Raw genomic sequence first — 26,659 nt, forward strand, 5'->3', positions numbered from 1 at the left:
TATCCTCGCTGCGTGATTGACACGCGGCGGCTGCGCACACTGCGGGCGGTGGCCGACCACGGCACGGTCACCGCCGCCGCGGCGGCGCTCCACCTGACCCCGTCGGCGGTCTCCCAGCAGCTCGTGGCGCTGGAGCACGAGGTGGGCCACCGGCTGTTCACGCGTGACGGCCGGGGCGTGCACCTCACCGCCGTGGGCAAGATCATGGTGGGGCACGCCAACGAGGTCCTGGCCCAGCTCGAACGCGCCGAGGCCGAGGTGGCCGCGTACGCCACCGGCGAGGCCGGCGAGGTGGCCGTGGCCTGCTTCGCCACCGCCATCAGCGCCGTGCTCTCCCCCGCCATCGCCGCCCTGCGCGCCACCGCGCCCCGCCTGCAGGTCCGGGTGCTCGACGCCGAGGGCGACCACAGCCTGGCCATGCTGCTCGACGGCGGGGCCGACCTGGCGGTGACGGTCGAGTACCGGGGCGGCCCCGACGCCGCCGACCGCCGGCTGTCGCGCATCCCGCTGTACGCCGAGCCGTTCGACCTGGTCCTGCCCGAGGGGCATCCGGAGGCGGGGTCGGCCACGCTGGTGTCGCTCGCCGCCGACACCTGGATCGGTCCCTATCCGGGCAATCCCGTGCACGACGTCATCACGTTCGCGTGCCAGCAGGTGGGGTTCACGCCCAACGTCGTCCACTGCTCCGACGACTTCCGGGCCGTGGTGGCGCTGGTGGGGGCGGGTGCGGGGGTGGCGCTCGTGCCGCGGCTCGCGTTGCGGGACATGGCGCTGTCCGGGGTCGTGGTGCGCCAGACGCCGGGGCCCGACCGCCGCGTCTTCGCCGCGATCCGCCGCGGGGCCGACGCGCACCCCCTGCTCCGGCCGCTGTTGTCGACGTTGCGCACGGTCGCCGCCTCCCTCACCTCCGACTGACCGCCCCGCCGATCCCGGGCGCCGCTGGAGGGCGATCTTGCGGGTTAGCGTGGGCGTATGGGGAGGGACATGCCGTATCGGGACCTGTTCCGGCTGCCCGGGGTCGGGGCGCAGGCCGTGTCCGGCTTCCTGTCCCAGCTCACCCAGCAGGTCGCGCCCGTGGGGATGGTGCTGGTCGTGCAGGACGCGACCGGGTCGCTGGCGCTGGCGGGCACGTGCGCGGCGGCGTTCTCGGTGGGCGCGGGCATGGGCAGGCCCGTCCAGGGGCGGCTCATGGACCGGCGCGGGCCGCGGCCGGTGCTCGCGGCGACGGCGTTCCTGCACGTCGTCGCGTTGATCGCGCTCGTCGCGGCGGCGGCGGCCGGGTGGCCGGTGTGGACGTCCGTGGTGCTGGCCTGGGTCGCCGGGGCCGGGCTGCCGCCGATCTCGGTGAGCATGCGCGTCGAGTGGGGGCGGCGGGTGTCCGACGGCGCCCGCACGGCCGTCTACAGCCTGGTCTACCTGGTGCAGGAGCTGGCCATGCTGGCCGGGCCGCTGCTGTTCGGGCTGGTGATCGCGGTGGCCTCGGCCTCCCTGGCGCTGGGGGCGGTGGCGGTGGCGGCGGGGGCGGGCACGCTGGCGTTCTCGCGGGCGTTGCGGGCGGGCGGGGCGGCATCCGTGCGGGAGGGCGGGCGGGTCTTCGCGGACCGCCGGATGCCGGTGCTGCTGGCCGTGGTGCTGCTGCTCGGCGGGACCATCGGGGCGTTGCAGGTGGGGGTGCCCGCGCTGTCGGCCGCCCGTGGCGTGCCCGCCGCCACCGGGGTGCTGGTGGCGGCGCTCTCGCTGGGCGGCATCGCGGGGGCGGCCGGGTACGGGGCCCGTACGTGGGCGTCCTCGCCGGCGGCGCGGCTGGTGGGGGCGATGCTGGCGCTCGGGGTCGTGCTGGCGCCGCTGGCGGTCGTGGAGGCGTTGCCGGTGTTCTGGGTGGTGCTGTTCGCCGGGGGGATGGTGCTGAATCCGGCGTTGACGACGTCGTCGCTGCTGGTGGACCGGTTCGCGCCCGGGGCACAGGGCGAGGCGTTCGGGTGGTTGTCCACGGCCGTGGGGGTGGGGGGCGCGGCCGGGGCGGGGGTGGCCGGGGTGGCCGGGCAGTGGTTCGGGGCGCCCGCGCCGTTCCTGGTCGGCGCGGCGTCCGCCCTGCTGGGCGCACTGCTCGCGGTCCCCCTGCTCGGCCGGAGGCACGGGTGACGGCGGTCCTGCTCACGGGGACGCGGGTGACGGCGGTCAGGAGCGGGCTGTGGTGACGGCCTCGGTGAAGCGGGCGTAGCGGTCGAGCTCGGCCGTCACGGGGTCCAGCACGTAGGTCCCGGCGACCTCGCCGATGGCGGCGCGCAGGGCGCGGGCCGTACGTCTGGCCCGGCGCCGCCCGCCCGCCCACGCGGCCAGCCTGGACAACAAGGCGATCACCACCCCCGCCAGCGCGCCGCCCGCCAGCAGCACGGTCGGCCACGGCACCGCGCCCACGGTCGGGAGCGGCGGCTGCGGCAGGCGCAGGTAGTCCATCCCGAACAGCACGCCCAGCCACAACGCGCCCGCCACCATGACGGCGAAGACCAGCCACTGCAGCACGTTCACCATCCGCCACCACCGCGGCCTGCGGGTCGTGCCGGCGGTGGTGCGGCCCACGGCCCGGTCCACCGCGTCGGCCAGCTCCGGGGAGCGCGAACGCGCGGCCTGCCGCACCGCCGCCGCCCACGGGCCGGGCAGGTCCGCGGCGGCCGCCTCGCCGACGTCCCTGATCGCCGTCTCGACCTGCGCCCGCTGTACGGCCGACGCCGCCGGCACCGACGTACGCCCCACGATCTCCTTGCCCGGCTTCCCCACCCCGATCCTGAGCCTGCGCAACGGGTCGGGACGGAACCTGCGCAACCAGCGGGTGACCGGCCAGCCGGTGGCGACCACGGCGCGGTGCCGGTGTCCCTTGGCCACGGCCTCCAGGACCAGCGGCACCCCGGCGGCCTGGGAGAGCGCGCCCGTGAGCCGCCGGTCCAGCCCGGCCGCCCGCCGGTCGCCGGGGTCCGGCCGCGCGCCGTCCGCGGCCAGGTGACCGGCGGCGGCGGTGACGTCGGCGGCCAGGCGGGCGGCCCACGACTCGCGCTCGGCGACCCGGTCGGCGAGCACCGCGCGCAGCTCCGGCAGGCCCGCCCCGGTCCTGGCGGAGACCGGCAGCACCGGCACGCCCGCCAGCCCGTCCTCCTCCAGGAGGCGGCGCAGGTCGGCCACGCAGCGGTCCACAGCCTGTGCAGGCAGGCGGTCCACCTGGTTGAGCACCACCAGCATCACGTCGCGGTGCCCGGCCAGCGGGCGCAGGTAGCGTTCGTGCAGCGCGGCGTCGGCGTACTTCTGCGGGTCCACGACCCAGACGAGCAGGTCCACCAGCGCCACCAGGCGGTCCACCTCAAGGCGGTGGGAGAGCCGGATGGAGTCGTGGTCGGGAAGGTCGAGGAGGACGAGACCCGACATCCCGGGCGCCTCGGCGGCGGAGTGGCGGCGCGGGACGTCCAGCCAGTCCAGCAGCGGGCCGGCTCCCTGGCCGTCCCACAGGGCGGCCTGGGCGGTGGACGTCGTCGGCCTGGTGACGCCCACGGCGGCCAGGTCCTCGCCGGCCAGGGCGTTGTAGAGCGAGGACTTGCCGCTGCCGGTCGCGCCGGCGAGCGCGGCCACGGTGTGGTCGACGGAGAGGCTACGGCGGGCGCCGGCCCGTTCGGCGACGGACCGCGCGGCGGACACGTCCTGCTCGGGGAGGCGTCCTTCGGCCAGCTCGGCGGCCTCCAGCAGGGCGGCCAGCCGGGAGTCGAGCGAGGGCCCCTCCTTGCGGCGCAGCAGCTTCACGGCCCCTCCGAGCGGTCGCGAGCGGGCGACTCGGCCGTGGGAGCGGAGGGAGCCGGGGGAACCGGGAGTTCCGCCGTCGGGGCGGAGGCGGCGGGGAGTTCGGCGCGGTGGTCGTGGACGGCGCGGGCCGCCGCGCGCAGGGCGTCGGCCGTGCCCCTGGGCGGTTCGACGGTCTCCAGCCGGTCGGTGAAGCGGGCGGCCTCCTCCGCCAGCAGCACCCGCACCCGTTCGCGCAGGTCCTCGCGGGCCCGCGTGGTCAGCGAGCGCACGGCCTGGTCGCCGAAGACGGCCTCCAGCAGCTTCTGCGACAACACGCTCGTGCCGCCCGCGATGCCGACCTCGATCCCGGTGAGCCCGCCGGTCGAGGCGAACACGGCCAGCATGAGCAGCAGCCCCGCCCCGTTGACCCCGAACGAGGCCAGCCGGGCGGTGGTGCGTTTCTCCGCCCCCTCCTCGCGGACGAGGTCGAGGACGAACTCCTGCCAGCCGCGCACCGCCGCCTCGGCCCGTCCGGCCAGGTCGGGAGAGGCCCGGCCGAGCCGCGCGGCCTCCATGGCGCCGAGCCGGTCGAGCAGCCCGCCACCGCCCGGCGCGGCCGACCACCCTTCGAGCGCGCGTTCGGCGGCGCCGTCGGCCGCGCCCCTGATCAGCGACTCGACGCCGCTCTCCAGGGCGTCCTTGAGCTCGACGGCGGGGGCGCGGCCGGTGAAGAAGCCGACGATCCGGTCACGCAGCCACCCCACCCGGCTCTCCAGGGAACGCATGAGATCGCCGGTGCCGATGAAGTCCTGCCAGCGGGCCAGCACCTCGCCGCGCAGCAGGGACCCGTCGCGCATGCCCTCGTCGAAGTCGGCCATGCCGCCCGCGTACGCGCCGGTCACGATCGTCCGCAGCCCGTCGAAGGCGGCCTGCTGGCGTTCGACGGCCGTGGCCAGCGCGGGGACGCGGGTGTCCAGGCTGTCCAGGGCGCCCGACAACGTCTGGCGGACGACCCGGGACCGCTCGGCGGCGTCGGCGGCCAGCCCCGTGAGCCAGGAGACGATGGGCCGCACCGACTCCTCCGGCAGCCGCGCCTTCTCGTCGGGCAGCGCGGCCTCGGGCACGGTGAACAGCCGGGTGCCCGGCAGGCCGTTCTCCACCAGGAGCCGGTCGAGGTCGCGCGAGACGGGCTCGACGGCCTCGGGCGCGATCCGGTCGAGGACGACGGCCAGGGCCGTGCTGCGTTCGCGGGCCGAGCGCAGGAAGCTCCAGGGCACCTCGTCGGCGTACCGGGCGGCGGTGGTGACGAACAGCCACAGGTCGGCGGCGGCGAGCAGCTGCGCGGCCAGCTCCCGGTTGGAGGTGACCACGGAGTCGATGTCGGGGGCGTCGAGCAGCGCCAGCCCGGCGCCCAGCGCGTTGGAGGCGACCACGCGCAACGCGCCCGCGCCGCCGCCACCGGAGTCGCCGGTGGCGCGGGACAGGCCGGGCAGCACGTTCTGGCCCGTGAACCAGTCGCGGTCGGCCGGGTTGACGACGAGCGTGGGCACCAGCGTGGTGGGCCGCAGCACGCCGGGCTCGGCCACGTCGGCCCCCACCAGCGAGTTGACCAGCGTGGACTTGCCCGCCCCGGTGGACCCGCCGACGACGGCGAGCAGCGGCGCGTCGATCGCCCGCAGCCGCGGCAGCAGGTAGTCGTCGAGCTGCCCGGCCAGCTCGCGCAGGGCACGCCGGTCCGCCGCGGCCTCGCCGATCGCCAGCGGGAACAGCTCGCGGTCGAGCGGGCGGCGCAACGACTCCAACGCCCCCAGCAGATCCATAGGTGCCAACCCCGCTTCCCGCGGTACGCCGCTCGACACCTCGCGCCCGCAGGTCCACGCTACGGTGAGCGCCCGGGACGGTCCACCGGCCGGGGCCGCGCGGCGGGGATCAACCGGCGGGCGGCGGCTCCCTGAGCACGTACCCGACGCTGCGCAGCGTGTGGATCAGGCGGGGCTCGACGTCGTCCACCTTGCGCCGCAGGTAGGAGACGTACGACTCGACGACGCCGGCGTCGCCGCCGAAGTCGTAGTTCCACACGTGGTCGAGGATCTGCGCCTTCGACAACACGCGGCCGGCGTTGACCATGAAGTAGTGCAGCAGCTTGAACTCCGTCGGGGACAGCCGCACCTGGCGGCCGGCCCGCCAGACCTCGCGGGCGTCCTCGTCCAGCTCCAGGTCGGCCACCTTCAGCCGGCTGGCCGGCGCCCCCTCCGTCCTGGTACGGCGCAGCACCGCCCGGATCCTGGCCTGCACCTCCTCCAGGCTGAACGGCTTGGTGACGTAGTCGTCGCCCACCCGGAGACCGGCGATCTTGTCCTCGGTGGCGTCCCGGGCGGTGAGGAACAGCACGGGCGCGTCGATCCGCCTGGCCACCTCGAACCCGTCCAGGTCGGGCAGCATGACGTCGAGCACCACCAGGTCGGGCGCGGCACGTTCGGCGACCTCGACGGCCTCCTGCCCGTCGGCCGCGGTCAGCACCTCGAATCCGGAGAAGCGCAGGCTGGCGGAGAGCAGGTCCCTGATGCTGGGCTCGTCGTCCACCACCATGATCAGCGCCTCGCGGACCTCGCGGAGCTCGGGTTTTGTCACGATTCCAGGGTGACCCAGGCACCTGAGGGTTAGCTGAAGGCTCACTCCAAGGCGAGTGGGAGTTCGACCCGGAAGGTGGAGCCCTCCTCGGGCGAGCTGGTCAGCGTCACGGTCCCGCCGTGGGCCTGGACGAGCGCCTGCACGATGGCCAGGCCGAGCCCGCTGCCGCGGTCCTCGGAGGAACGGCGGCGGCTGCGCGCGGAGTCGGCGCGGTAGAAGCGTTCGAAGACCCGCTCGACCTGCTCGGGCGGCAGGCCGGGGCCGCTGTCGGCGACCTCGGTGAAGACGGTGTCGTCGGTCGCCCCGGCCCGGACGACGATGGGCGTGCCGGGCTCGGTGTGCACGATGGCGTTGGTCATGAGGTTGCTGATGACCTGCCGCAGGCGCACCTCGTCGCCGGAGACGATGAGCGCCGCGCCGCCGACCACGTCCAGCTTCACCGTCCGGTCGGGGGCGAGGATCCTGGCGTCGTGCACGGCGTCGGCGACCAGGGCCAGCATGTCCACCGGGCGCATCTGGAGCGGGCGCTGCTGGTCCACCCTGGCCAGCAGCAGCAGGTCGTCCACCAGCAGGCTCATGCGCCCGGCGGCCTTCTCCACGCGCTGCATCAGCTCGGCGGGGTCGGCGCCGGGGTTCTGGCGGGCGTACTCGGCGAAGCCGCGGATGGAGGTGAGCGGGGTGCGCAGCTCGTGGGAGGCGTCGCCGACGAACTGGCGCATGCGGTCCTCGGAGCGGCGGGCCGCCGCCTCCGACGCAGAGCGCGCGGCGAAGGCGGTCTCGATCTGCGCGAGCATGCCGTTGAGCGACCTGGCCAGGCGGCCCACCTCGGTGCGGGGGTCGGCGTCCGGCACCCGGCGGCCGAGCTCGCCGCCCGCGATGGCCTCGGCCGTGCGCTCGATCTGGCCGAGCGGGCGCATGCTGCGGCGCACGATCGTGACGCCCGCGACCGCCAGGATGAGCAGGATGCCGCCGCCGCCGAGCAGCTCGATCAGCACGAGCCGCCGGGTGATGGCGTCCACCTCCTCCAGGTCCACCGCGACGACCAGCGTGCGCCGCTGGATCTCGCTCTGCAGCACCCGCCACTCGCCGTCGCCGCCGGCGGCGGGCGCGGTGTAGGCGTCCTCGCCGGGCGACTCGCGCAGCACGGGCTTGGGCTTGGCGTCCACGTCGCGGTCGCGCAGCATCGGGACGAACGCCTCACCCGGCTCCTTGACCAGCGCGATCGCGTCGGACTCGATGAGGATCGGGCGGTCGGGGGTCTCCCTGTCCCGCCGCCAGTCGCTGACGACCTTCTTGTGCATGCGCACGCTGAGCAGGTTGAGCTGGCTGTCCACCCGGTCCATGAGGTAACCGTGCAGGACCGAGACGCTGACCAGGCCGACGAAGGTCATGCCGCAGCCCAGCAGGGCCAGCATCGCCGCGATCAGCTTGACCCTCAGCGGCAGGGCTCTCATCAGGGGCTCGGCGGCAGGCGCAGCACGTATCCGACGCCCCGCAGGGTGTGGATGAGCCGGGGGCTACGGTTGTCGATCTTCCGGCGCAGGACGGACACGTACGACTCCACGATGCCCACCTCGCCCCTGAAGTCGTAGTCCCAGACGTGGTCGAGGATCTGCGGCTTGGACAGCACGCGACCGGCGTTGGTCATGAAGTAGCGCAGCAGCTTGAACTCGGTCGGCGAGAGCGAGACGGCGTTGCCGCCGCGCCAGACCTCGTGGCTCTCCTCGTCCAGCTCGATGTCGGCGAAGGTCAGCCTGGGCGGCGCGGCCTGCGCGTCCCCGCTCGTGCGCCGGAGCACCGCGTGGATCCTGGCCACGACCTCCTCCAGGCTGAACGGCTTGGTGACGTAGTCGTCGCCGCCGATCGTGAGCCCGCGGATCTTGTCCTCGGTCTCGTCGCGGGCGGTCAGGAACACCACGGGCGTGTGCAGCCCGCCGCTCCGCATCCGGCGGACGATCTCGAACCCGTCCAGGTCGGGCAGCATGACGTCGAGCACGACGAGGTCGGGCCGGTGCCGTTGCACGGCGTTGACGGCGTCGAGGCCGCTCTTGGCCGTGGTCACGTCGAAGCCCGCGAACCTCAGGCTCGCGGCGAGGAGTTCGAGGATGTTGGGGTCGTCCTCGACGATCAGCAGGCGTGATTCCATCACCTCCAAGGATGCCCTCATCGGGAGAGTGCTGGAACAATTCCGGCAATATGCCGGGCAATTGCCAGACTTGACGTCGCCGCGGGCGAGGGCGCGTTGCGGACCAGCACCACGCTCCCGTGGACGTCGACCACGAAGTCGTCCACCAGCCGGCCGTCCCTGGCGACGGCCTGGGCGCGTACGCCGCCGCCGGTCCTGACGAGGTCGGCGGCGGTGAGCTCGGGCACGTACCGCCGGGCGGCCCGGACGAACGCGCTCTTGACGAGCGAGCCGTAGACCTCCTTGATCCCGGTACGCCAGTGGGTGCGAGCCATGCGAAGTGTCCCCGGCCAACGCATAATTTGACCGAAATTTCGTACATCTCGCCATCGGTAGCCTTCGTAGGCCAGGGCCAGCACCGCGTTCGGCCCCACCAGGACCTCGTCGTCGATGTGCCGGGTCAGATGCACGCCCAGGAACGGGTACCGCGGGTCGGGCACCGGGTAGATCAGCCCGCGCACCAGCTCCCTGGCCGCCCCCGCCAGCGCGTAGTACTCGCCGCGGAACGGCACGATCCGCACGTCCCCCGCCGCCCCGGCCATCCTGGCGACCGCGTCCGTGCCCAGGCCGCCGCAGACCACCAGCCGGTCGAAGGTGAACCGCCGCCCCCCGGCCAGCACCTCGACGCCCCTCGACGTCTCGCGGATCGCCCGGACGGGGTGCGACAGGCGGACCGAGCCGCCCGTCCTGGCCACGTCGAGGGCGAGCGCGCGGGCGACGGCGGGGAAGTCGGCGATGGCGGTGTGCGGCGAGTGGATCGCGGCGACGCCGACCGCGTGCGGCTCGATCTCGCGCAGGCCGAGGCCGTCCAGCTCGGCGACGCCCGGCACGCCGTTGGCCCGCGCCCGCTCGGCCAGCGCGCGCAGCGGCGCGCGCTCGGCCCGCGTGCTCGCCACGACCAGCTTGCCGACCTCCCGGTAGGGCAGCTCGCGCTCGGCGCAGTACGCCTTGAGCAGCGCCACGCCCTCCCGGCACAGCCTGGCCTTGAGCGACCCCGGCGGGTAGTAGATCCCGGCGTGCACGACGCCGCTGTTGTGCCCGGTCTGGTGGGCGCCGACGCGCGGCTCCTTGTCCAGCACGGTCACCTCGGCGCCGCGGGCGGCGGCCAGCTCGCGCGCCACGGCCAGTCCGACGATCCCGGCGCCGACGACACCGATCTTTTCCGTCACACACCTGATTTTCCTGGTAAAGGCCGCCCTGCCGCCATACCTGGGCGAATCGAACATGAGTACGATGGCCTTCATGTACGTCCCGCCAGAGTGGCCCGCCGAGGTCCGCCCGCCCAGCGTCCCCGACTGGGAGACCTCGGCGGTGGCCTGGCTGCTCGACGCGGTGCCGCCCGACTACCGGGCCTACGAAGTGCTGAGGCGGCACCCGGTGGCCCTGGCCAGCATGGCCAGGCATCACGTGCGGTCGGCGGTCGAGGCCGCCCGCGCGGGCTATCGCGGCGCGGCCATCGATCTCAAGGGCCACCTGCCGCCGCACGCCATCGAGGCCGTGCTCGACACCTACCGCGAGGAGGGGCCGCGGCTGGTGCGCCTGTCACGCTCGATCGAGGTGGTCGAGCGCGCGCTGCGCGGCGACATGTTCACCGCGACCATGCGTCACCCCTGACGGCTCACCGGGTGCGGCGCGCGATGAAGGTGATCACCCCGGTCGCGCCCGCGGCCGCGGCCAGCCAGATCAGCACGTCTTTGGCGGTCAGGCCGCTCGGCTCGCCGGTGTCGGACGGCCGCGCGCTCTCCTGGGCGGCGACGGGCTTCGGCGTGGGGGTGCGCGTGGCCTGGGCGCGCTCGGGCAGCGGCACCCGGTAGACCGGGCTGTCCGGGCCCTCCGAGCCGACCAGCAGGGCCTTGCCGTCGGCGGTGTAGGCGATCGACTCGGCCTGCCGCAGCTCCGGCATGGGCACCCTGGCCAGGGTCTCCCCCGACGGGCGGTAGAGGGTGGCCGAGAAGTACGTGCGGATGACGTAGGAGGAGCCGTCGGGGGCGTAGGCGGCGTCCGTGGCCATGATCGGGGCCGCGGCGACCCGGCGCAGGATGTTGACCTTGTCGGTGCGGAGCTTCTTCGGCGCGGCGTAGACGGACCCGGAGAACTCCTTGGACACGACGTACAGGCGGCCGGTGCGCGGGTTGATCATGATGCCCTCGGCGTTGCGGCCGCCGCCGGCGTAGCGGAAGCGGTAGCGGGTGGCCGGCAGCGTGGCGTCCCGGAGCGTGCGCGGCTCGGCGACCTTGTAGATCGACACGTCGGGCCAGGCGCCGTCGAGGTTGTCGCCGATGTCGGCGAACCAGAGCGTGCCCTGCCCGGTGTCCGGGTCCCTGGTCGCGGCCATGGCCTCCCAGTCCCTGGCCTCGGCGCCACGCAGGTGGAAGGTGGCCTTCGTCCGCCCGTCGGCGCCGACCGCGTAGAACACGGGGGCGGCGGAGCTGTCGTTGTGGGTGTAGAAGACGTTCTCGTGCGTGGGCGACACGGCCAGGCCGCTCGACTCGGTGATGTTCCGATCCTTGAACGTGAACAGCTTCTCCGGCCCGTCGTCGTCGGCCCACGCCGGAGCCGCCGACAGCGCGAACGTCGCCGCCACGGCGGCCAGGACCCGGAACACGACATCCCCCACCTCGCCATCATGCCCCACGGCTGCGCCCGGGACGCTCAGGCCACCGCCTCGGCCGTGCCCACGCGGGCGCTGTGACGGCGGAACCCGGCTCCCTGGAGCACCAGGAGCAGGCCGTTGGCCGCCGCCATGGCCACCCAGAGCCCGGTGATGCCCCACGTGCGCGCCACCGGCACGGCGGCCGCCAGGAGCACGCCGTAGCCGAGGACGAAGTAGGCCAGGCTCGCGCCGGACCTCTTGAGCGCGGTCAGCCCCATGCCCTGCACCGCCTGCGCGGCGTCGGCCAGCGACGACGCCAGCATCAGCGGCAGCAGCGCGAGGGCCCGCTCGCGTACGGCGGCGTCGCCGGTGAACAGCCCGAGCACCCGCTCGCCGAGCAGCAGCAGCACCAGGGCCGCGGCCAGCGTCCCGGCGACGGCGAGCAGGGCGGCGGCGCGGTTGGCCCGCCGCGCCCCGGCCGGGTCGCCGGCGCGGGCCACCTCGGGCACCGACGCCTGCGCGACGGACAGCGAGACCAGCATGATGAGGCCGGTGAGCGTGGTCAGCACCGCGTGCGCCGCGGTGTCGCGGGCGCCGGTCGCGCCCGCGGCGAACGTGACCACGCCGAGCACCCCGAACTTGATCAGCACGGTCGCCGCCAGCGGCACGCTGACCCTGGCCAGCCGGACGATCTCGGCCACCCTGGGCCGCCCCTGACCGATCGGCCGCCCGAGCGCCCGGCGCAGCAGGCGGCTCGCCACGACCGCGGCCACCACGCCGGCGACCACCCAGGCCACGCCCACGCCGTCGAGGCCGAGCCGCGGCGCCAGCACCGCGGTCAGCACGCTCAGCAGCAGGCCGAAGGTGAGGCTGGGCCACAACACGTCGCGGCTGCGCCCGAGGGCCACCAGGATCGTGCTCGCGCCGCCGGTCGTGGCGAAGACCAGCAGGTAGGCGGCCAGGAACCAGGGCAGCAGGCCCAGCTCGCCGACCACCTCGCCGGGCACCCCGCTCATCCGCGCGAGCGCGGGCACGCAGATCACGGCGAGCGCCCCCAGCGTGCCCGTGACCAGGCTCAGCCAGCGCGCGTCCCGTACCACAGGGACCGCCGCGCCCGGATCGTCCCGGTACGGCGCCACGAACGGCCCGAGCCCCCGCAGCGCGCCCTGCACGGCGGCGGTGGCCGGGTTGAGCACCGCGGTCATCACCGCGAAGGCGGCCAGCGCGACCGTCTCGTGGTTGCCCAGCACGGACGTGACCACCAGCGTGCCCGCCATGCCGGTGACCATCGCCAGGAAGACCGGCAGCGCGGCGCGGAGCAGGGCGATCACGACGACCCCGCGCAGATCATGAACTCACCCTATGGCCTGGAGCGCACTCCAGGTACTTAGTGTGGACCCCATGGACTATGTCAACCTCGGACGCAGCGGCCTCCAGGTGAGCCCGCTCTGCCTCGGCACGATGAACTTCGGCCCGCTGACCTCGGAGGAAGACTCCTTCGCGATCATGGACAAGGCCCACGACCTGGGCATCAACTTCTTCGACACCGCGAACGTCTACGGCTGGAAGAAGGGCGAGGGCATCACGGAGAACATCCTGGGCCGCTGGTTCGCCCAGGGCGGCGGCCGGCGCGAGCGCACGGTCATCGCGACCAAGCTCTACGGCGACATGGGCGACTGGCCCAACGAGCGCCGCCTGTCGGCGCTGAACATCCGCCGGGCCTGCGACGCCTCGCTGAAGCGCATGCAGACCGACTACATCGACGTCTACCAGGCCCACCACGTCGACCGGAACACGCCGTTCGAGGAGTTCTGGGAGGCCATGGAGGTCCTGCGGCAGCAGGGCAAGGTCATCTACGTGGGCTCGTCCAACTTCGCGGGCTGGCACATCGCCAAGGCCCAGGAGACGGCGGCGCGGCGCGGCACGTTCGGGCTGACCAGCGAGCAGAGCCACTACAACCTGCTCACCCGGGCGGTGGAGCTGGAGGTGCTGCCCGCCTGCGAGGACTACGGCATCGGCGTGATCCCGTGGAGCCCGCTGGCCGGCGGCCTGCTCGGCGGCGTCCTGCGCAAGATCGACAAGGGCCGGTCCGCCTCCGACACCATGGTGCGGGAGCTGGACAAGCACCGGGACAAGATCGAGGCGTACGAGAAGCTCTGCGACGAGCTGGGCGAGGACCCGGCGTACGTGGCGCTGGCCTGGCTGCTGCGGCAGCGCGCGGTGACCGCCCCGATCATCGGCCCGCGCACGCTGGAGCAGCTCGAAGGCAGCATGCGCACGCTGGAGATCCAGCTGGACGAGGCCACCCTGGCCCGCCTCGACGAGATCTTCCCCGGCCACCGCACCGCCCCGGAGGACTACGCCTGGTGACGGCGTGACCGGCCGGGCCCGGCACGACCAGCGGGCCCGGCCGCTCGGGGCGGCTCAGGTCAGCAGGGCGCCGAGAAGGACGATCAGGAACAGCAGGCCGAGCACGAGGGGCAGCAGCCAGGGGCGAGGACGGTCCACGCCCTGGAGCTTAGCCCTGCTTCACCGGTGCGAGCGCCCAATCGCCGAGTGACTCGTACCTCACCGCAGGCCCGGTGTGGCTGCGGAACAGGTGCAGCCGCTCGGCCCGCCACGGCGACCCGGCGAACCCGGCCAGCGACTCCACCAGCTCTCTGAGGTCGAGGTCCGTCCGGGCCCTGGCCAGGGTGAGATGGGCGTGGAACCGTTTCTCGTCGGTCTGCACGGCCCCCGCGCGGCGGCCGGCCGCGCGGGCCGAGTCGGCCAGCCGGGTCATGGGGTCGCCCGCGACCCCGGCCCAGAGCACCCTGGCCCGCCGCGCCGAGGAGAACGCCCCGGCCCCGGCGAGGGCCACGTCGAGCACCGTGTGCCGGTGGGCGGCCCGCTCCAGGCGCACCTGGAGGTCGGGCAGCGCCCGTTCGGGCACCTCGCCGTAGAAGGCCAGCGTGACGTGCCAGGTGGGGCGGCCGGCCCAGCGCAGCCCCGGCACCTGCCCGACGTACGGCGCCACGGCCCGCTCGACCTCGTCGAGCGCCTCCTCAGGCGGGACCACGGCCGCGAAGAGCCTCATGTCATGCGATTGTCCCCAGGCGGGGACGGATCACGCCATCGCCAGCGCCGGCCTGGCCATCCGGTTGCCGATCAGCTTGGTCACCATCACCGCGAGCCCGGTGCCCACCAGGACGAGCACGCCCGACAGCAGCACGCCCGTACGCGGCCCGCCCACTTCCGACAGCCACCCGATCAGCGGCGCCCCGATGGGCGCTCCCCCGGTGAAGACCAGCATGTAGATGCCCATGACCCGGCCCCGCATCTCGGGGGACGTGGCGATCTGCACGCTGGCGTTCGCGGCCGTGTTGATGGTGATCAACGCGATGCCGGTCGGGACGAGTAGCAGCAGATAGACCGGGTAGAAGGGGGCCAGCCCGGTCAGCACCTGGAACAGCCCGAACCCGATCGCCCCGGAGAAGAGCACCTTGCGCGAGAGTCTGGCCCGCCGCGCCGCCAGCAGCGCGCCGCCCAGCGCGCCCACCGCGAACATGCTGGAGGCCAGCCCGAACGACGACGCCCCGGCGCCGAACACCTCGCGGGCCATCAGCGCGATCGACATCGAGAACGACTGCGAGAACATCGACACGAAGGCGATCAGCAGTATCGGCATGAGAAGTTCCTCGCGCCGCAGCACGTACCGCAGGCCCTCCCTGAGCTGGCCCTTGGCCCTGGGCACCGGCTCGGACAGGTTGAGCTCGGACTTCCGCATGAAGACCAGGCTGGAGATCACCGCGCCGAAGGTGAGCGCGTTGATCAGGAAGATCGGTCCGGTGCCGCCCAGCAGGGAGATCAGGATGCCGGCCAGCGCGGGGCCCACCACGCGGGCGAGGTTGAAGATGGAGCTGTTCAGGGCGATGGCGTTGGGCAGGTCCTGCCGTCCGACCATCTCGACCACGAACGCCTGCCTGGTCGGCACCTCCACGCAGGAGATCAGGCCGAGCAGGAACGCCATCACGAACACGTGCCACACCTGCGCGGCGCCGGTCATGGTCAGCACGCCGATGGTGAGCGCGAGCACCGCCATCATCGACTGGGCGGCGATGAGGATGGGCCGCTTGGGGTACCGGTCGGCGAGCACGCCGCCGAAGAGCCCGAACAACAACATCGGCAGGAACTGCAGGGCGGTCGCCAGGCCGAGGGCCGCCGCGCTGCCGCCCACGCCGTGCGGGCCCTTGGTCAGGTCGAGCACCAGCCAGTCCTGGGCGGTGCGCTGCAGCCAGGTGCCGACGTTGGAGACGGCGCCACCTGCCGCGAACATGCGATAGTTGCGAACCTTGAGCGACCGGAACATCCCGGTCTTGGGTTGCTCAGGCTCTATATCTTGCTGAGCTTCTCCAGGATCGGCGCCGCCTGCCGCAGGATCGACCGCTCCTCCGGCGAGAGCTCCTTCAGCCGCTGTGTCAGCCACGCCTCCTTGCGGCGGCGTTCCTCCTTCAGCAACGTCTGGGCGGCCTCGGTCACGGTCACGGTCACCTGACGCCGGTCGGTCGGGTGCGGGGTGCGTGCGACCAGGCCGCGTTCCTCTAGCGCGGCGATCACGCGCGTCATCGAGGGCGGTTGCACCTTCTCTAGCTCGGCCAATTCGCCGGGGGTTATCCCGGAATGCCGTTCCACGGCGGCGAGCGTCGCGAACTGGGTGGGCGTCAGCGAGTGCGCCGCCGCCTGACGCCGGAGTCGCCTGGTCAGCCTTGCCATCGACACGCGCAGGGCTGAGGCCAGGCCCGCGTCGCTGCGCAGGTCCATCTTGGGCTGGTTGTTCATTAGCACGTCTCATTACCTTTGCTAACTATATGCGAAGGCAAGATATTTCCCTAGGTCAGGTTCGTCTCACTCCTTGATACCCCGAAGCCGCCCCACATGCGCGGGGCGGCTCCTGGACGTCGAGGTCAGAGACCGATCGCGGCCCGGATCGGGCCGATCGCAAAGTACAGGACGAACAGCGCGGTGACGCCCCACATGAGCGGGTGGACCTCGCGCGCCTTGCCCCGCACGACCTTGACCAGCACGTAGCTGATGAAGCCGGCGCCGATGCCGTTCGAGATGGAGTAGGTGAACGGCATGACGACGATGGTGAGGAAGGCCGGGATGGCGATCTCGTAGTCGTCCCAGTCGATGTCGCGGATGGCGGTCATCATGAGGAAGCCGACGACGACCAGCGCGGGCGTGGCGGCCTCGTAAGGCACGACGGCGACCAGCGGCGCGAAGAAGATGGCGATCAGGAACAGCGCACCGGTGACCACGCTGGCCAGACCGGTCCGCGCGCCCTCCCCGACGCCGGCGGCCGACTCGATGTAGGTGGTGTTCGACGAGACCGAGCCGGCGCCGCCCGCCGCCGCGGCGATCGAGTCGACGAGCAGGATCTCCCTGGTCCGCGGCAGCGTGCCGTCGGCCTGCACCAGGCCCGCCTGGCGGCCGACGCCGACGATCGTGCCCATCGTGTCGAAGAAGTCGGTGATGAGCAGGGTGAACACGAACAGCACGGCCAGCAGCACGGAGATCCGGCTGAAGGCGCCGATCGGGTCGAACTCCGTGAACAGCGTCAGCGGGTTGTGGAACCCGAAGATCTTGTCGGCCGAGGGCAGGGCGGGGACGTTGAGCTGCCAGCCGCCGGGGGCCTCCGGCGTGGCCCGGTCCAGCTTGGTCAGCGTCTGGACGACGATCGCCAGCACGGTCGAGCCGACGATGCCGATCAGGATCGCGCCCTTGACCTTCCGCGCCACCATGGCGGCCGTGGCCAGCAGGCCCACGATGAACACGAGCACCGGCCAGGAGGTGAGCTGGCCGCCGATGCCCAGCTCCAGCGGCGTGCCCGCGGCCTTGCGCACGAAACCGGCGTCCACGAAGCCGATCAGCGCGATGAACAGGCCGATGCCGACGCTGATGGCGGTCTTGAGCTGGGCCGGGATGGCGCGGAACACCGCCGTCCGCAGGCCGGTGAGCACCAGGATCGCGATGATGACGCCTTCGAGGAAGACCAGGCCCATGGCCTCCTCCCAGGTCATCATCGTGGCGATGTTGAAGGTCACGAAGGCGTTCAGCCCGAGCCCGGCGGCCATCGCGAACGGCACCCGGCCGACCAGGCCCATGATGATCGTCAGGACGCCGGCCACGAACGCCGTGCCCGCGGCGACCAGCGGCACCTGCGGGGTCGTGCCGTCACCGATGACCTGGCCCTCGATGTCCTTGCCGTAGGCGAGGATGATCGGGTTCAGCACCACGATGTAGGCCATCGTGAAGAACGTGGCCAGGCCGCCGCGCACCTCGCGGGAGACCGTCGAGCCTCGTTCAGAGATTGCGAAGAAACGGTCTATTGCATTACGTATGTCACTCACGCGCCGAAGAGTGACAGTAGTGGTGAGCTGGGAAAAGTGTCCGCAATCGGATCGAGACCCGATTGGAAGCTAGGCTGGACACGTGAAGCAGCAGTGGCGCCCCGATCCCGAGCCGATCAAGACCAACGACACGGCCGCCGTCGGGGCCGGCACCGCCCTGTGGGCCGTCGCCCTGATCGTCCTGCTGATCTTCCGCCCGGCCCCCGAGAACACGTGGTGGATCTGGACCTGCGCCACCGGGGTCGGCTTCGGCCTCTTCGGCATGTGGTTCGTCAGCCGCCCGCGCCGGGGTTGACATTCATCATCTTCCGGACATCTCCGAAGTCATCAGGAACCCATGTCTCCCTCCACTACCTGGGCGGACACCGTCCCGGCAGGCTGGTCAGCATGAAGAAGGCGATGTTGACGATCCTGCTGGGCGCCGCCGTCCTCGCCGGTTGCGGCACCACAGGTGAGCCCGCGAAGCAGGCCGGGCCCGGCAAGGGCACCGTCGCCTGGAGCCCGTGCACCGGGCTGACCGGGCCCGACGGCAAGCCGCTGCCGGAGGACGAGGCCGTCCAGTGCGGGACCGTACCGGTGCCGCTCGACTACGGCGACCCCGGCGGCCAGAAGATCGACCTGGCGCTGATCCGGATCAAGGCCGACGGCGACCCGCTCGGCTCGCTGGTCTTCAACTTCGGCGGGCCCGGCGGGTCGGGCGTCGACACGCTGGCCCAGGCCGCGAAGGCGTTCGGCAGCCTGGGCACGCGCTACGACCTCGTCAGCTTCGACCCCCGCGGCGTCGACCGCAGCGCGGGCGTCAGGTGCGGCGGCGAGCTCGACGCCCTCCTTGCCGCGCCCGCGGGGGCCGACGGCGAGGCCATGTCGAAGAAGTTCGCCGCCGCCTGCGAGAAGGACTCGGGCAAGATCCTGCCCCACGTGGGCACCGTGAACGCCGCCCAGGACCTCGACCGCATCAGGGCCGCGCTCGGCGACCGGCGGCTCAACTACTTCGGCTTCTCCTACGGCACCCACCTCGGCGCCGTCTACGCCACCCGCTTCCCCGCCAACGTCGGCCGTTTCGTCCTCGACGGCGCCTTCGACCCCACGGTCACCTTCGAGCAGCGCGCCGTCACCCAGGCCACCGGCTTCGCCCACGCCTTCGAGGCGTTCGCCAAGGACTGCGTGGCCCAGACCTGCGACCTCGGCCAGGACCCGGCCGCCGTGAAGAGCGCCGTCGAGAAGCTGCTCGACGGGCTCAGGAGCAAGCCGCTCAAGGTCGGCGACCGGCAGCTCACCTACGGCCTGGCCCAGCTCGCCGTCATCACCCCGCTGTACGCCAAGTCCGCCTGGCCGGTGCTGGAGCAGGCCGCCGCGGCCGGGATCAAGGGCGACGGCGCCACCCTGCTCGCCCTGGCCGACGCCTACACCGGACGGCGGCCCGACGGCACCTACTCCACCATGATGACCAGCCTGCAGGCCATCACCTGCGCCGACACCACCGAACGCCCGACCGCCGCCGACATGGCCCGGGTGGACGACAAGATCAAGAAGATCTTCCCCATCCTGTCGGCGGACGGCACCGCCACCGCCTGCGGCCACTGGCCCACCCCCGGCGACGACGCGGCCAAGCGCATCGACGCCACCGGCTCGGCGCCCATCGTGGTCATCGGCGGCAAGGGCGACCCGGCCACGCCGTACGAGTGGGCCACCGGGCTCAACGCCAAGCTCAAGACCGGCGTGCTCATGACGTACGAGGGCGAGGGCCACGGCGCCTACCTGAGCGGCGACGGGTGCGTGACGCGCACGGTGGACGCGTACCTGCTGAACGGCAAGGTGCCGGCGGCCGGCACCACCTGCGCGGCCTGACCGGGAAAGCGCCGGAAGCGGGCGCCACCTGCGCGGCCTGACCGCGGCGGGCCGCCCCCGCGACGGGAGGCGGCCCGCCGGTCTCAGGACAGGTCGGCCTCGGCCAGCAGCAGCGGCACCGCCTCCGGGTCGCGCAGCAGCGCGGCCACGGCCAGCCGGTCGTTCCACTGGCCCGTGGCCCAGGCCAGCCCGCGGGCCAGCCCGTCGACGCCGGTGCAGTGGACCGCGCCCTCGAAGAACCGCCACGTGCAGGCGACGCCGTCGACCAGCAGCTTCTCGTGCTCGACGTACGTCTCGGGCGCAGTGGGCAGCAGCGAGCGCACCTGCGGCGGCACCGCGCGCACCTCGCCCTGCGAGGTCACCTCACCGCTGGCCAGCTCACCGGCCAGCGGCAGGTCGAGCAGCTCCGACAGCGCCTCGGCCAGGTCGTAGGAGGCCAGCACCAGCGGCCGATCGGTGACGAGCTGCAGCAGGTCGGGGGCCTCGACCACCACGGCGTCCTCGGCGGCGGCCACCACGATGTCGCCGCCGAGCACCGCGCGCACCCGCGAGGGCGGCTCGACCCGGGCCGGATCGACGGCGGCCAGCGCGATCCACAACGCCCGCAGCTGCGCCCGGTCGACCTCGATCGCCGGGTCGGCCATCAGCTCCAGCAGCTCCTCCGGGCCGCCGTGGGCGGCCAGCAGCTCGGCCAGCGTGGTGCGCACGCCGAGCATCGACAGCGCCGCCTCGTCGAGCCCGGCCGGCGCGTCGGCGTAGAGGCCCTGCAGCAGCGGGTCGGCGCCGGGCAGCCGCAGCTCAAGCGGCTTGCGGCCGCCGAGCACCGGATGGTTGGCCAGCCACCACGCGGTGTAGGAGGGCACCTCCACGCCCTCGACGCGCAGCGGGTGCAGCGCGGCCCGCAGCGGCGGCCGGGTCAGCAGCGGCAGCGCGGCTTCCCAGTCGGCCACCAGCTCAAGGTCGCGCACCGCCGCGAACTCGGCCACCACCGGCGGCACCGCGAGGTCGGGCAGCAGGTCGAGCACGTGGTCGAGCCAGTCGGTCTCGCCGTCGAGGTCGTGGTCGCAGTCGTCGGGGTCGAGCAGCACGTCGGAGTCGTGGGCGACGGCGAACCCGTCGAGCACGCCCGCCGCCGCCAGCACCCGCGCCCCGTAGGTCTCCTCCAGCTCGGGCGCGGCCACGCCGAGGTGGGTGTCGGGGGCCAGCAGCCCGGCCAGGGCGCCGTCGGCGAGCATCAGCTCACCGGCCGCGTAGAGCTCGCCGTCGGCGCCGCGCAGCGCCAGCTCGGCCAGCCACGGCGCCTCGCCGGGAACCAGCCCGGACGCCGCCACCAGCGACAACACCGCCCGCGCGACCGGCTCGGGGTCGGCGCTGTCGAGCGACTGCGCGACGGCCGCCTTGGTCAGCGGGTCTTCGAGCACCGTGCGCGGGGTGGCCTCGGCGGCGCCCAGCCGCAGCAGCGCCGGATGGGCCGCCTCCGGATGCACGATGCGCAGCCCGAGCGGGGTGAGGTCGAGGTCGGCGCCGCCGTCGGTGAGGATCAGCGTGCCGCGCGGGCCGCGCACCACACGGCCGTCGGTCAGCGGCACCGGCAGCGCGCCCAGCGACTCGGGGTCGTCGGCGGGCAGCACCGCGTACAGGGAGCGCCACCAGGACGGCTCACGCGCCTCCACGGCCTCCCCGGACAGCAGGTCGACCACGTCGGCCAGCTCCACCCGGCGCACGCCCAGGGCGACCATGGCCGGATGCCTGGCCGGCCATCCGGCGGGCAGCAGCCCCGGCACGAAGTCGGCCACGGTGTCGAGCAGCTCGGCGGTGGCCCCGGCCACGACGGCCGCCTCCCGGCCCGCGACCACCCAGCCGTCGCCCTCGGGCTCGCGCGCCGGATGCTCGACCCGCCACTCGGCGTCGGGCTCGTAGACCTCGGCCTCGGCGAAGGAGGGAGTCTGGACCGCGGGCGCGGGCGCCGACAACGCCGGCAGCAGCGGCGCGGACGGCAGGCGTTCGAGCACGGCCCGCCGGACGCGCGCGTCGAGCTCGCCCTTGCCCATGAGCGACGGCACCAGGTCGAGCAGCCTGGACGTGCGAGGCAGCTCGCCCAGCAGCCGGACGTAGGCGTCGGCTGCCCGCTCGACCAGGAAGTCGGTGAGCGGCCCCTTGGCGACGTGCCGTCGGTCGGTGGCCATCGGGAAGGACGCGATCAGCAGCGCGGGCAGGTCGATGGGCTCGTCGCTCGGCGTCGGGGCGTGCACGACGGGCGGCACGGCGGCGGGCAGCGGGCCGGGCTCGCCGGTGCCGGTGACGGGCACCGCCCAGCGCAGCGACCAGAAGGGCCGCGCCCGCTCCTCGGTGGGCCGGTCGGCGAACAGCCTGGCGACCTCGTCGGGGGTGAACTCGCCGGAGTCCGACACGACGTGCCAGCCGTCGGCCACGACCGTGCGGGTGGCGCCGTCGAGGTCGATCTCGATGGCCTCCAGCGCGGGCAGGCCGAGCAGCAGCGCCGGGCTGGTCTCGGCCAGCATGGCGCGGACGGCGTCGACCGCCGCGGCGTCGCGCAGCGGCAGCCGGACGAGCGTGTCGAACCCGCCCGGCACCTCCAGCGGCGGCGCGTCGAACGGCAGCCTGAGCAGCGGCACGTGGCCCGCCCGGTCGGCCAGCTCGCCCGCCAGCACGGGGATGCCCGCGACCAGCTCGGACGTGCCGGCCCGCGACCAGCGCACCGAGCCGCCGCCGCGCGAGCCGATGGCCGGCTCGTCGCAGACGGAGACGACGGCCGCGAAGCCCACGCCGAACCGGCCGGCCGCGCCGATCTCGTCGCGCTTGCCCGACACGCGCAACGTGGACAGGCCCTCCACGCCGGTAGCGTCGAGCGGGGCGCCGGTGTTGGCGGCCGTCAGCACGTCGCCGCGCAACGTCAGCCGCAACACCCCTGGCACCCCCGCGCGCAGCGCCGCGTCGGCGGCGTTCTGGGCGAGCTCGACGATCAGCCGGTCGCGGTAGCCGCCGAGCGCGAAGTCCTCCTCGGCGTTGGCGTCCTCGCGGAAGCGGGCGGGCGAGGCCGTCCAGGCGGAGAGGACGGCGGCTCGCATCCGGTCAGTGCCAAAGGTGTCGGTCATCGATCACGATCCTGGTCGAGTGAAGAGGGGCCAGGGTAGGTTAGCCCCCCTGACCGACGAAACCGCCGTGCCCGCGCTCGCGCCCGTGCTCCGGTCAGGAGTGGCCGAGCTCCTCGGTGGCGGATCCGTCCACCGAGCCCTCTTCCTCCTCGATCAGGTCGTAACCCAGGTCGTCGAGGATCGGGATGGCCTGCTCGACCGGCGGGGGCAGCACGGCCGCCTCCGAGTGGGCGCCGCAGCCGTGGTCGGCGGCGACGACCTTGCCGTCGTCGGGGGCGTACTCGTTGGCGCAGACGCCGAACGACAGCCGCAGCTCACCGGAGAGCAGCCAGTAGAACCCGCAGGTGGAACACTGCGCGGGCGCGGCGTGTGCGATCGGAGTGTGCGGCCCGTGCTCGCCCGCGTGCCAGCGTCTGGCAGCCCGGTCTCTGCCGATGGCCGAGAGCACACGGGCTCGGCCCAGGCCGTACTCGAAAACCATCTGACGGTCGGCATCTTCGTCGAGCTCGGTGAAACCGGGCGCCAGCCTGTCGTCGTCGTCGGGGGTCGGCAGCAGGTCGCCGACGCCCAGGTCGCCCGGCCGCAGCCGCTCGCTCCACGGCAGCCACTCGGGGGCGAGCAGCGCCCCCGAGCCGGGCAGCAGCACGGCCTCGCTGACCGTGACCTTCTTCGCGCGCGAGGCGCGGGTGACCGTGACGGCCCACCGCCAGCCGCGATAGGCCCGGTCGAGGCAGGCGAAGTAGTGGGTGACGATCCGGTCGCCCTCGCTCTCGAAGCCGAGGTGCTCGCCGGCCTCGCCCGGGTGCGCCAGCTCCTGCGCCGCGGCGCGCGCCAGATCGACTGCGGCGACGCAGGCCTGGTCGGGAGCGGGGACGCGGGCCCGGGTGCGGCTCATCGGGCCGCCTCCGCCTGAAGGTGCTGTTCGCTCACACTTCATTCTCACCCATAGGCGGACCTGGCAGACCCACAACCGCCGATCCGAAGCTGAGAAGAGGGGTGAATCGGGTAAGACTGGTAGGCGTGGGGGGTGGCTGGGAGCAGGCTCGGGACATCTCGCGGCGGATGGGCCAGGCCATCGGCGGCGCGGGGCGCGCCGGCGTGCGCGCGGGCCGGGCCACCGCGAGCGGCGCCGTCCGGGCCGGCCGCGCCACGGCCAGGGGGGCGCGCAAGGCGGGCAGGGCGACCAGGAAGCTGACGTACGCGGGCGGCGCGGGCCGTACCGGGCTCGGCCGGCTGATCGAGCTGTCGGCCGGCAACAGCGCCGCCGACGCGCTGGTCACGGTGGCCCTGGCCAGCACGGTGTTCTTCGGCGTGCCGGTCGGCGAGGCACGCGGGTCGGTCGCGCTCTACCTGGTCATCACGATGTTGCCGTTCGGGCTGCTCGCGCCGTTCGTGGGGCCGATCCTCGACCGGTTCAGGTCGGGGCGCCGCTACGTGATGGCCGGCACGCTGTTCGGCCGGGGGCTGCTCTGCTTCGCCATGGCCGCCGCCGTGGGGGCGGGCGACCTGCCGACGCTGTTCATCGGCGCGCTGGGCGTGCTGGTGTTGTCGAAGGCGTACAACGTGTCCAGGGCGGCGATCATGCCGAGCGTGCTGCCCGCCGACATCACCCTGGTCTCGGCCAACGCGCGGGTGGCGCTGTTCACGCTGGTGGCGGCCGGGGTGGCGGTGCCGGTCGGGGCGGGCCTGACCGCGTGGCTGGGCAGCGCCGTGGTGCTGCGCGTGGCCATGCCGGCCTTCCTGCTGCTCGGCGTCGCCGCCGTACGCCTGCCGCGGCACGTCGACTCGCCCGACCAGGAGGAGGAGGGCGTGGCGCCGCGCTGGCGCACCCTGCTCAAGGTGGGCCCGGCCGTGGCCGAGGCGGTCTGGGCGAACGTGGCGCTCCGGATCTTCTCCGGTTTCCTGGTGTTCTTCCTGCTCTTCCTGGTCCAGGACAAAGCGGTGCCGTGGCTGGCCGCGCCGGCGGCGGCCGCCTCGTTCTTCGACGTGCCGAGGACGATCGCGCTGCTCGCCCTGGCCGCCGGGCTGGGCGGCCTGGCCGGGGCCGCGATCGCCAACTGGACGCGCAACCACTCCCCCCAGGTGATCGTGCTGGTCACGCTGGCGGTGACGGCCGCGACCACGATCGCCACGGCCGTCCTGTTCGGCCTGTGGACCGCGCTGGCGGTCTCGCTGGTCACCGCGTTCGCCCAGGAGCTGGGCAAGCTCGCGCTCGACGCGATCGTGCAGCGGGAGATCGGCGAGGAGGTGCGCTCGTCCACGTTCGGGGTGGTGGAGGCGGTGCTGCAGTTCGCCTGGGTGTTCGGCGGCCTGCTCGGGCTGGTGTTGTCGCTGACCCGCAGCTCCCTGGCCGGCTTCGTCGCGCCGGCGGTCGCGCTGACCGGCGCGCTCGGCTGGCTGCTGGTCACCAGGCGGGGACGGGTGCGGGCGGCCGAGGCCAAGCTGGCCGGGCAGCGGGCCGAGGACCCCGATCAGCAACGGACCGAGACCCTCGACCGCACCAAACCCCTGACGAACCCGGGCGGTTAGGCGTCGAGGTCGTCCGCGACGGCCCTGAGCACTTGGGCGATCTTCTTGGCGTGCGCCGCCTCGGGGTGCTTGCCCCGCTGGTAGGAGGTGGAGACGCCGTCGAGCAGCTTGATCAGGTCTTCGACGATGACGACCATCTCGTCGGGCGTCTTCCGCTTGCCCTTGGGCTTCGTCTTGGCCAGGGTCGGCGGCTGGTCCAGGATCCGGACCGACAGCGCCTGCTGGCCCCGGCGGCCCTCGGCCACGCCGAACTCCACCTTCTGGCCTGGTTTGAGCGGGCCGGCGTTTGTGGGAAGCGCGGAGGAATGCACGAAGACCTCACCGCCGTCGTCACGGGTGAGGAAGCCGAAACCCTTGTCGGCGTCGTACCACTTGACCTTGCCACTCGGCACAGGAGGACCTCGTTCAAACAGTCGAAAAGGATGAATGGATGTAGGTTATGCCCCGAAGCGCGCGGAGGCGACCGGGAAAATGCCCGGCAATTACCGTAGTTCGTCGCGCGCACGCCATCCGGCGAACCAGTCGGCGAATTCGGTCAGGTCGGCGAGCGCCACATCGGCTCCGTGCTCACGCAGCTCTCCCACCGTGTAAGGGCCCGTCGCGACGGTCACGCTCATGGCGCCGCCCGCGCGTGCCGCCTCGATGTCGGCGACATGGTCACCAACATAAGCCGCCGCGCCGAAGCGCGCGAGTGCCGTTCCCTTGGCGGCGCCGAACACCGATCCGACCACTTCGTCCACGGCCAGCCCGAGCAGTTCGACGGTGCCGGCGGCGTCGCGCGGGTTCTTGCCCGTCACCACGATCACCCGGCCGCCGCGGGCCCGTACGGCGGCGATGGCCTCGTACGCGCCCGCCATCGCGGTGTGCACCGGAACGCCCACCGCGGGATAGATCTCCCGGAACAGCTCGGCGGCCGCGGGAATGGCCTCCGCCGGCATCCAGTTGGCCAGCTCGTACTCCAGCGGCGGCCCCAGCCGGGTGACGATCTCACCGCTGTCGATGTGCACGCCCAAACGGCTTGACAGCTCGTCGTAAACGGCCGCGATGCCTGATCGCGTGTCGGCCAATGTCATGTCCAGGTCGAAACCCACTGAGGTAGTCACCCGTGCAGGATGCCAAACGCCGCATCCACGTCGGTAACGACCCTTGTTGTGGGACTCTGGGAATGGGCAGAAAGGAATTACTTATCGGAGAGGAGTGACCGTGTCAGAGACCCCCCGCACGCCCGGCACGGAAGACCGGCTCGTCGCCGCCGCTCCCCGTCCCCATCGGCCCGCCCGGCCGCGCGGCACGCCGGTGACGGCCTGGCGGCGGGTCGTGTCGCTCGTGGCGTACGCGGTGCGGCTCGCGTCCAGGCTGGCGGCGCTCTCCTTGGCGCTGCACGGCGTCTTCACGGTGTTCCGGGCCAATCCGGCCAACGGCTGGTACCAGCTCGTCGAGTCGCTGGCCTCGGGGCTCTCGCTGGGCCTGGCCGGCCTGTTCCAGCTCGCCGACCCGCGCTGGACCACGCTCGTCAACGACGGGCTGGCCGCGCTGGTGTGGCTCGTGGCCGGTTCGGCGCTGGCTGGCCTGGTCAGGCGCACCGCGCCCTGACGACTACTCT

Annotated in this window: 24 protein-coding genes; 8 read left to right on the forward strand and 16 right to left on the reverse strand. The window is 73.3% G+C overall.

Going from position 1 to position 26,659, the window contains the following annotated elements:
- Positions 1-12: 12 nt before the first annotated feature.
- A complete protein-coding gene (locus tag ACWEJ6_RS33195; RefSeq protein ID WP_387681267.1) occupies positions 13-915 on the forward strand; it encodes a LysR family transcriptional regulator in 903 nt (300 codons plus the stop codon).
- A gap of 69 nt (positions 916-984) precedes the next feature.
- A complete protein-coding gene (locus ACWEJ6_RS33200) occupies positions 985-2,142 on the forward strand; it encodes an MFS transporter (protein WP_452428895.1) in 1,158 nt (385 codons plus the stop codon).
- Positions 2,143-2,178: 36 nt separating this feature from the next.
- Here the strand turns inward: ACWEJ6_RS33200 and ACWEJ6_RS33205 are convergent, their stop codons facing one another.
- The 6 genes from ACWEJ6_RS33205 to lhgO all read right to left on the reverse strand — a co-directional run bounded on the left by ACWEJ6_RS33205 (position 2,179) and on the right by lhgO (position 9,807).
- Positions 2,179-3,786: a GTPase family protein gene (locus tag ACWEJ6_RS33205; RefSeq protein WP_452428897.1), complete on the reverse strand. Its 1,608-nt coding sequence runs from the start codon at positions 3,784-3,786 to the stop codon at positions 2,179-2,181.
- Complete coding sequence (locus tag ACWEJ6_RS33210) at positions 3,783-5,585, reverse strand: ABC transporter (protein WP_452428898.1); 1,803 nt, start codon at positions 5,583-5,585, stop codon at positions 3,783-3,785. Before ACWEJ6_RS33210 ends, ACWEJ6_RS33205 begins: the two co-directional genes overlap by 4 nt.
- Positions 5,586-5,694: 109 nt before the next feature.
- Positions 5,695-6,354: a response regulator transcription factor gene (locus tag ACWEJ6_RS33215; protein WP_352361783.1), complete on the reverse strand. Its 660-nt coding sequence runs from the start codon at positions 6,352-6,354 to the stop codon at positions 5,695-5,697.
- 83 nt (positions 6,355-6,437) lie between these two features.
- On the reverse strand, positions 6,438-7,850 hold the full coding sequence (locus tag ACWEJ6_RS33220; RefSeq protein WP_387681278.1) for a sensor histidine kinase: 1,413 nt from the start codon (positions 7,848-7,850) through the stop codon (positions 6,438-6,440).
- Complete coding sequence (locus ACWEJ6_RS33225; protein WP_352361663.1) at positions 7,850-8,542, reverse strand: response regulator transcription factor; 693 nt, start codon at positions 8,540-8,542, stop codon at positions 7,850-7,852. Before ACWEJ6_RS33225 ends, ACWEJ6_RS33220 begins: the two co-directional genes overlap by 1 nt.
- Before the next feature lie 17 nt (positions 8,543-8,559).
- Complete coding sequence (gene lhgO, locus ACWEJ6_RS33230; RefSeq protein WP_452428901.1) at positions 8,560-9,807, reverse strand: L-2-hydroxyglutarate oxidase; 1,248 nt, start codon at positions 9,805-9,807, stop codon at positions 8,560-8,562.
- A 16-nt stretch (positions 9,808-9,823) separates the two neighbouring features.
- Between lhgO and ACWEJ6_RS33235 the strand changes: the two genes are divergently transcribed.
- The gene (locus ACWEJ6_RS33235; protein WP_452428903.1) at positions 9,824-10,195 is read left to right on the forward strand and encodes a hypothetical protein; all 372 of its coding nucleotides are present in this window, start codon (positions 9,824-9,826) and stop codon (positions 10,193-10,195) included.
- Positions 10,196-10,199: 4 nt separating this feature from the next.
- Here ACWEJ6_RS33235 and ACWEJ6_RS33240 read toward each other — a convergent pair whose 3' ends face one another.
- Together ACWEJ6_RS33240 and ACWEJ6_RS33245 are read right to left on the reverse strand one after the other, a co-directional pair.
- Complete coding sequence (locus ACWEJ6_RS33240) at positions 10,200-11,198, reverse strand: hypothetical protein (RefSeq protein WP_452428905.1); 999 nt, start codon at positions 11,196-11,198, stop codon at positions 10,200-10,202.
- 35 nt (positions 11,199-11,233) lie between these two features.
- Positions 11,234-12,505: an MATE family efflux transporter gene (locus tag ACWEJ6_RS33245; protein WP_452428907.1), complete on the reverse strand. Its 1,272-nt coding sequence runs from the start codon at positions 12,503-12,505 to the stop codon at positions 11,234-11,236.
- Positions 12,506-12,575: 70 nt separating this feature from the next.
- Here ACWEJ6_RS33245 and ACWEJ6_RS33250 point away from each other — a divergent pair, with 70 nt between their 5' ends.
- The gene (locus tag ACWEJ6_RS33250) at positions 12,576-13,544 is read left to right on the forward strand and encodes an aldo/keto reductase (RefSeq protein ID WP_452428909.1); all 969 of its coding nucleotides are present in this window, start codon (positions 12,576-12,578) and stop codon (positions 13,542-13,544) included.
- 148 nt (positions 13,545-13,692) lie between these two features.
- On the opposite strand, the gene thpR is transcribed toward ACWEJ6_RS33250, so the two are convergent.
- The 4 genes from thpR to ACWEJ6_RS33270 form a co-directional block, all read right to left on the reverse strand.
- Positions 13,693-14,250, reverse strand: a complete 558-nt coding sequence (thpR, locus tag ACWEJ6_RS33255; RefSeq protein WP_387681292.1) for an RNA 2',3'-cyclic phosphodiesterase — start codon at positions 14,248-14,250, stop codon at positions 13,693-13,695.
- 30 nt (positions 14,251-14,280) lie between these two features.
- Entirely contained in the window at positions 14,281-15,522 is a 1,242-nt protein-coding gene (locus ACWEJ6_RS33260) for an MFS transporter (RefSeq protein ID WP_452428911.1), read from the reverse strand.
- Between the two features lie 23 nt (positions 15,523-15,545).
- On the reverse strand, positions 15,546-15,992 hold the full coding sequence (locus ACWEJ6_RS33265) for a MarR family winged helix-turn-helix transcriptional regulator (RefSeq protein WP_357696577.1): 447 nt from the start codon (positions 15,990-15,992) through the stop codon (positions 15,546-15,548).
- Positions 15,993-16,117: 125 nt separating this feature from the next.
- Positions 16,118-17,563 (reverse strand): NCS2 family permease, encoded by a 1,446-nt coding sequence (locus ACWEJ6_RS33270; RefSeq protein ID WP_452428914.1) that lies wholly within the window; start codon positions 17,561-17,563, stop codon positions 16,118-16,120.
- An 82-nt stretch (positions 17,564-17,645) separates the two neighbouring features.
- Here ACWEJ6_RS33270 and ACWEJ6_RS33275 point away from each other — a divergent pair, with 82 nt between their 5' ends.
- Both ACWEJ6_RS33275 and ACWEJ6_RS33280 read left to right on the forward strand, forming a co-directional pair.
- On the forward strand, positions 17,646-17,858 hold the full coding sequence (locus ACWEJ6_RS33275) for a DUF2530 domain-containing protein (RefSeq protein ID WP_358298770.1): 213 nt from the start codon (positions 17,646-17,648) through the stop codon (positions 17,856-17,858).
- Positions 17,859-17,950: 92 nt separating this feature from the next.
- Entirely contained in the window at positions 17,951-19,411 is a 1,461-nt protein-coding gene (locus ACWEJ6_RS33280; protein ID WP_452428916.1) for an alpha/beta hydrolase, read from the forward strand.
- Between the two features lie 83 nt (positions 19,412-19,494).
- Here the strand turns inward: ACWEJ6_RS33280 and ACWEJ6_RS33285 are convergent, their stop codons facing one another.
- Together ACWEJ6_RS33285 and ACWEJ6_RS33290 are read right to left on the reverse strand one after the other, a co-directional pair.
- Positions 19,495-22,527: a sacsin N-terminal ATP-binding-like domain-containing protein gene (locus ACWEJ6_RS33285; protein ID WP_452428918.1), complete on the reverse strand. Its 3,033-nt coding sequence runs from the start codon at positions 22,525-22,527 to the stop codon at positions 19,495-19,497.
- Between the two features lie 94 nt (positions 22,528-22,621).
- Positions 22,622-23,422: a DUF3027 domain-containing protein gene (locus ACWEJ6_RS33290; RefSeq protein WP_387681305.1), complete on the reverse strand. Its 801-nt coding sequence runs from the start codon at positions 23,420-23,422 to the stop codon at positions 22,622-22,624.
- Positions 23,423-23,547: 125 nt separating this feature from the next.
- Between ACWEJ6_RS33290 and ACWEJ6_RS33295 the strand changes: the two genes are divergently transcribed.
- Complete coding sequence (locus tag ACWEJ6_RS33295) at positions 23,548-25,056, forward strand: MFS transporter (RefSeq protein ID WP_452428920.1); 1,509 nt, start codon at positions 23,548-23,550, stop codon at positions 25,054-25,056.
- Here ACWEJ6_RS33295 and ACWEJ6_RS33300 read toward each other — a convergent pair.
- Both ACWEJ6_RS33300 and ACWEJ6_RS33305 read right to left on the reverse strand, forming a co-directional pair.
- A complete protein-coding gene (locus ACWEJ6_RS33300; protein ID WP_352320910.1) occupies positions 25,053-25,448 on the reverse strand; it encodes a cold-shock protein in 396 nt (131 codons plus the stop codon). The two genes, ACWEJ6_RS33295 and ACWEJ6_RS33300, sit on opposite strands and share 4 nt — an antisense overlap.
- A gap of 90 nt (positions 25,449-25,538) precedes the next feature.
- Complete coding sequence (locus tag ACWEJ6_RS33305) at positions 25,539-26,147, reverse strand: HAD family hydrolase (RefSeq protein ID WP_397161672.1); 609 nt, start codon at positions 26,145-26,147, stop codon at positions 25,539-25,541.
- Positions 26,148-26,259: 112 nt separating this feature from the next.
- On the opposite strand from ACWEJ6_RS33305, the gene ACWEJ6_RS33310 reads away from it, so the two are divergent.
- A complete protein-coding gene (locus tag ACWEJ6_RS33310; RefSeq protein WP_387681313.1) occupies positions 26,260-26,649 on the forward strand; it encodes a hypothetical protein in 390 nt (129 codons plus the stop codon).
- Positions 26,650-26,659 lie beyond the last annotated feature (10 nt).

The sequence above is a fragment of the Nonomuraea sp. NPDC004702 genome, from assembly GCF_053601695.1.

Bases quoted from the DNA above. Each gene is read 5' to 3' on its own strand.
- thpR (WP_387681292.1), bottom strand. From the start codon at position 14,250: ATGAGGCTCTTCGCGGCCGTGGTCCCGCCTGAGGAGGCGCTCGACGAG.
- ACWEJ6_RS33225 (WP_352361663.1), bottom strand. From the start codon at position 8,542: ATGGAATCACGCCTGCTGATCGTCGAGGACGACCCCAACATCCTCGAA.
- ACWEJ6_RS33215 (WP_352361783.1), bottom strand. From the start codon at position 6,354: ATGGTGGTGGACGACGAGCCCAGCATCAGGGACCTGCTCTCCGCCAGC.
- ACWEJ6_RS33285 (WP_452428918.1), bottom strand. From the start codon at position 22,527: ATGACCGACACCTTTGGCACTGACCGGATGCGAGCCGCCGTCCTCTCC.
- ACWEJ6_RS33200 (WP_452428895.1), top strand. From the start codon at position 985: ATGCCGTATCGGGACCTGTTCCGGCTGCCCGGGGTCGGGGCGCAGGCC.
- ACWEJ6_RS33260 (WP_452428911.1), bottom strand. From the start codon at position 15,522: ATGTTCCGGTCGCTCAAGGTTCGCAACTATCGCATGTTCGCGGCAGGT.
- ACWEJ6_RS33280 (WP_452428916.1), top strand. From the start codon at position 17,951: ATGAAGAAGGCGATGTTGACGATCCTGCTGGGCGCCGCCGTCCTCGCC.
- ACWEJ6_RS33220 (WP_387681278.1), bottom strand. From the start codon at position 7,850: ATGAGAGCCCTGCCGCTGAGGGTCAAGCTGATCGCGGCGATGCTGGCC.
- ACWEJ6_RS33235 (WP_452428903.1), top strand. From the start codon at position 9,824: ATGTACGTCCCGCCAGAGTGGCCCGCCGAGGTCCGCCCGCCCAGCGTC.
- ACWEJ6_RS33250 (WP_452428909.1), top strand. From the start codon at position 12,576: ATGGACTATGTCAACCTCGGACGCAGCGGCCTCCAGGTGAGCCCGCTC.
- lhgO (WP_452428901.1), bottom strand. From the start codon at position 9,807: ATGTTCGATTCGCCCAGGTATGGCGGCAGGGCGGCCTTTACCAGGAAA.
- ACWEJ6_RS33210 (WP_452428898.1), bottom strand. From the start codon at position 5,585: ATGGATCTGCTGGGGGCGTTGGAGTCGTTGCGCCGCCCGCTCGACCGC.
- ACWEJ6_RS33265 (WP_357696577.1), bottom strand. From the start codon at position 15,992: ATGAACAACCAGCCCAAGATGGACCTGCGCAGCGACGCGGGCCTGGCC.
- ACWEJ6_RS33290 (WP_387681305.1), bottom strand. From the start codon at position 23,422: ATGAGCCGCACCCGGGCCCGCGTCCCCGCTCCCGACCAGGCCTGCGTC.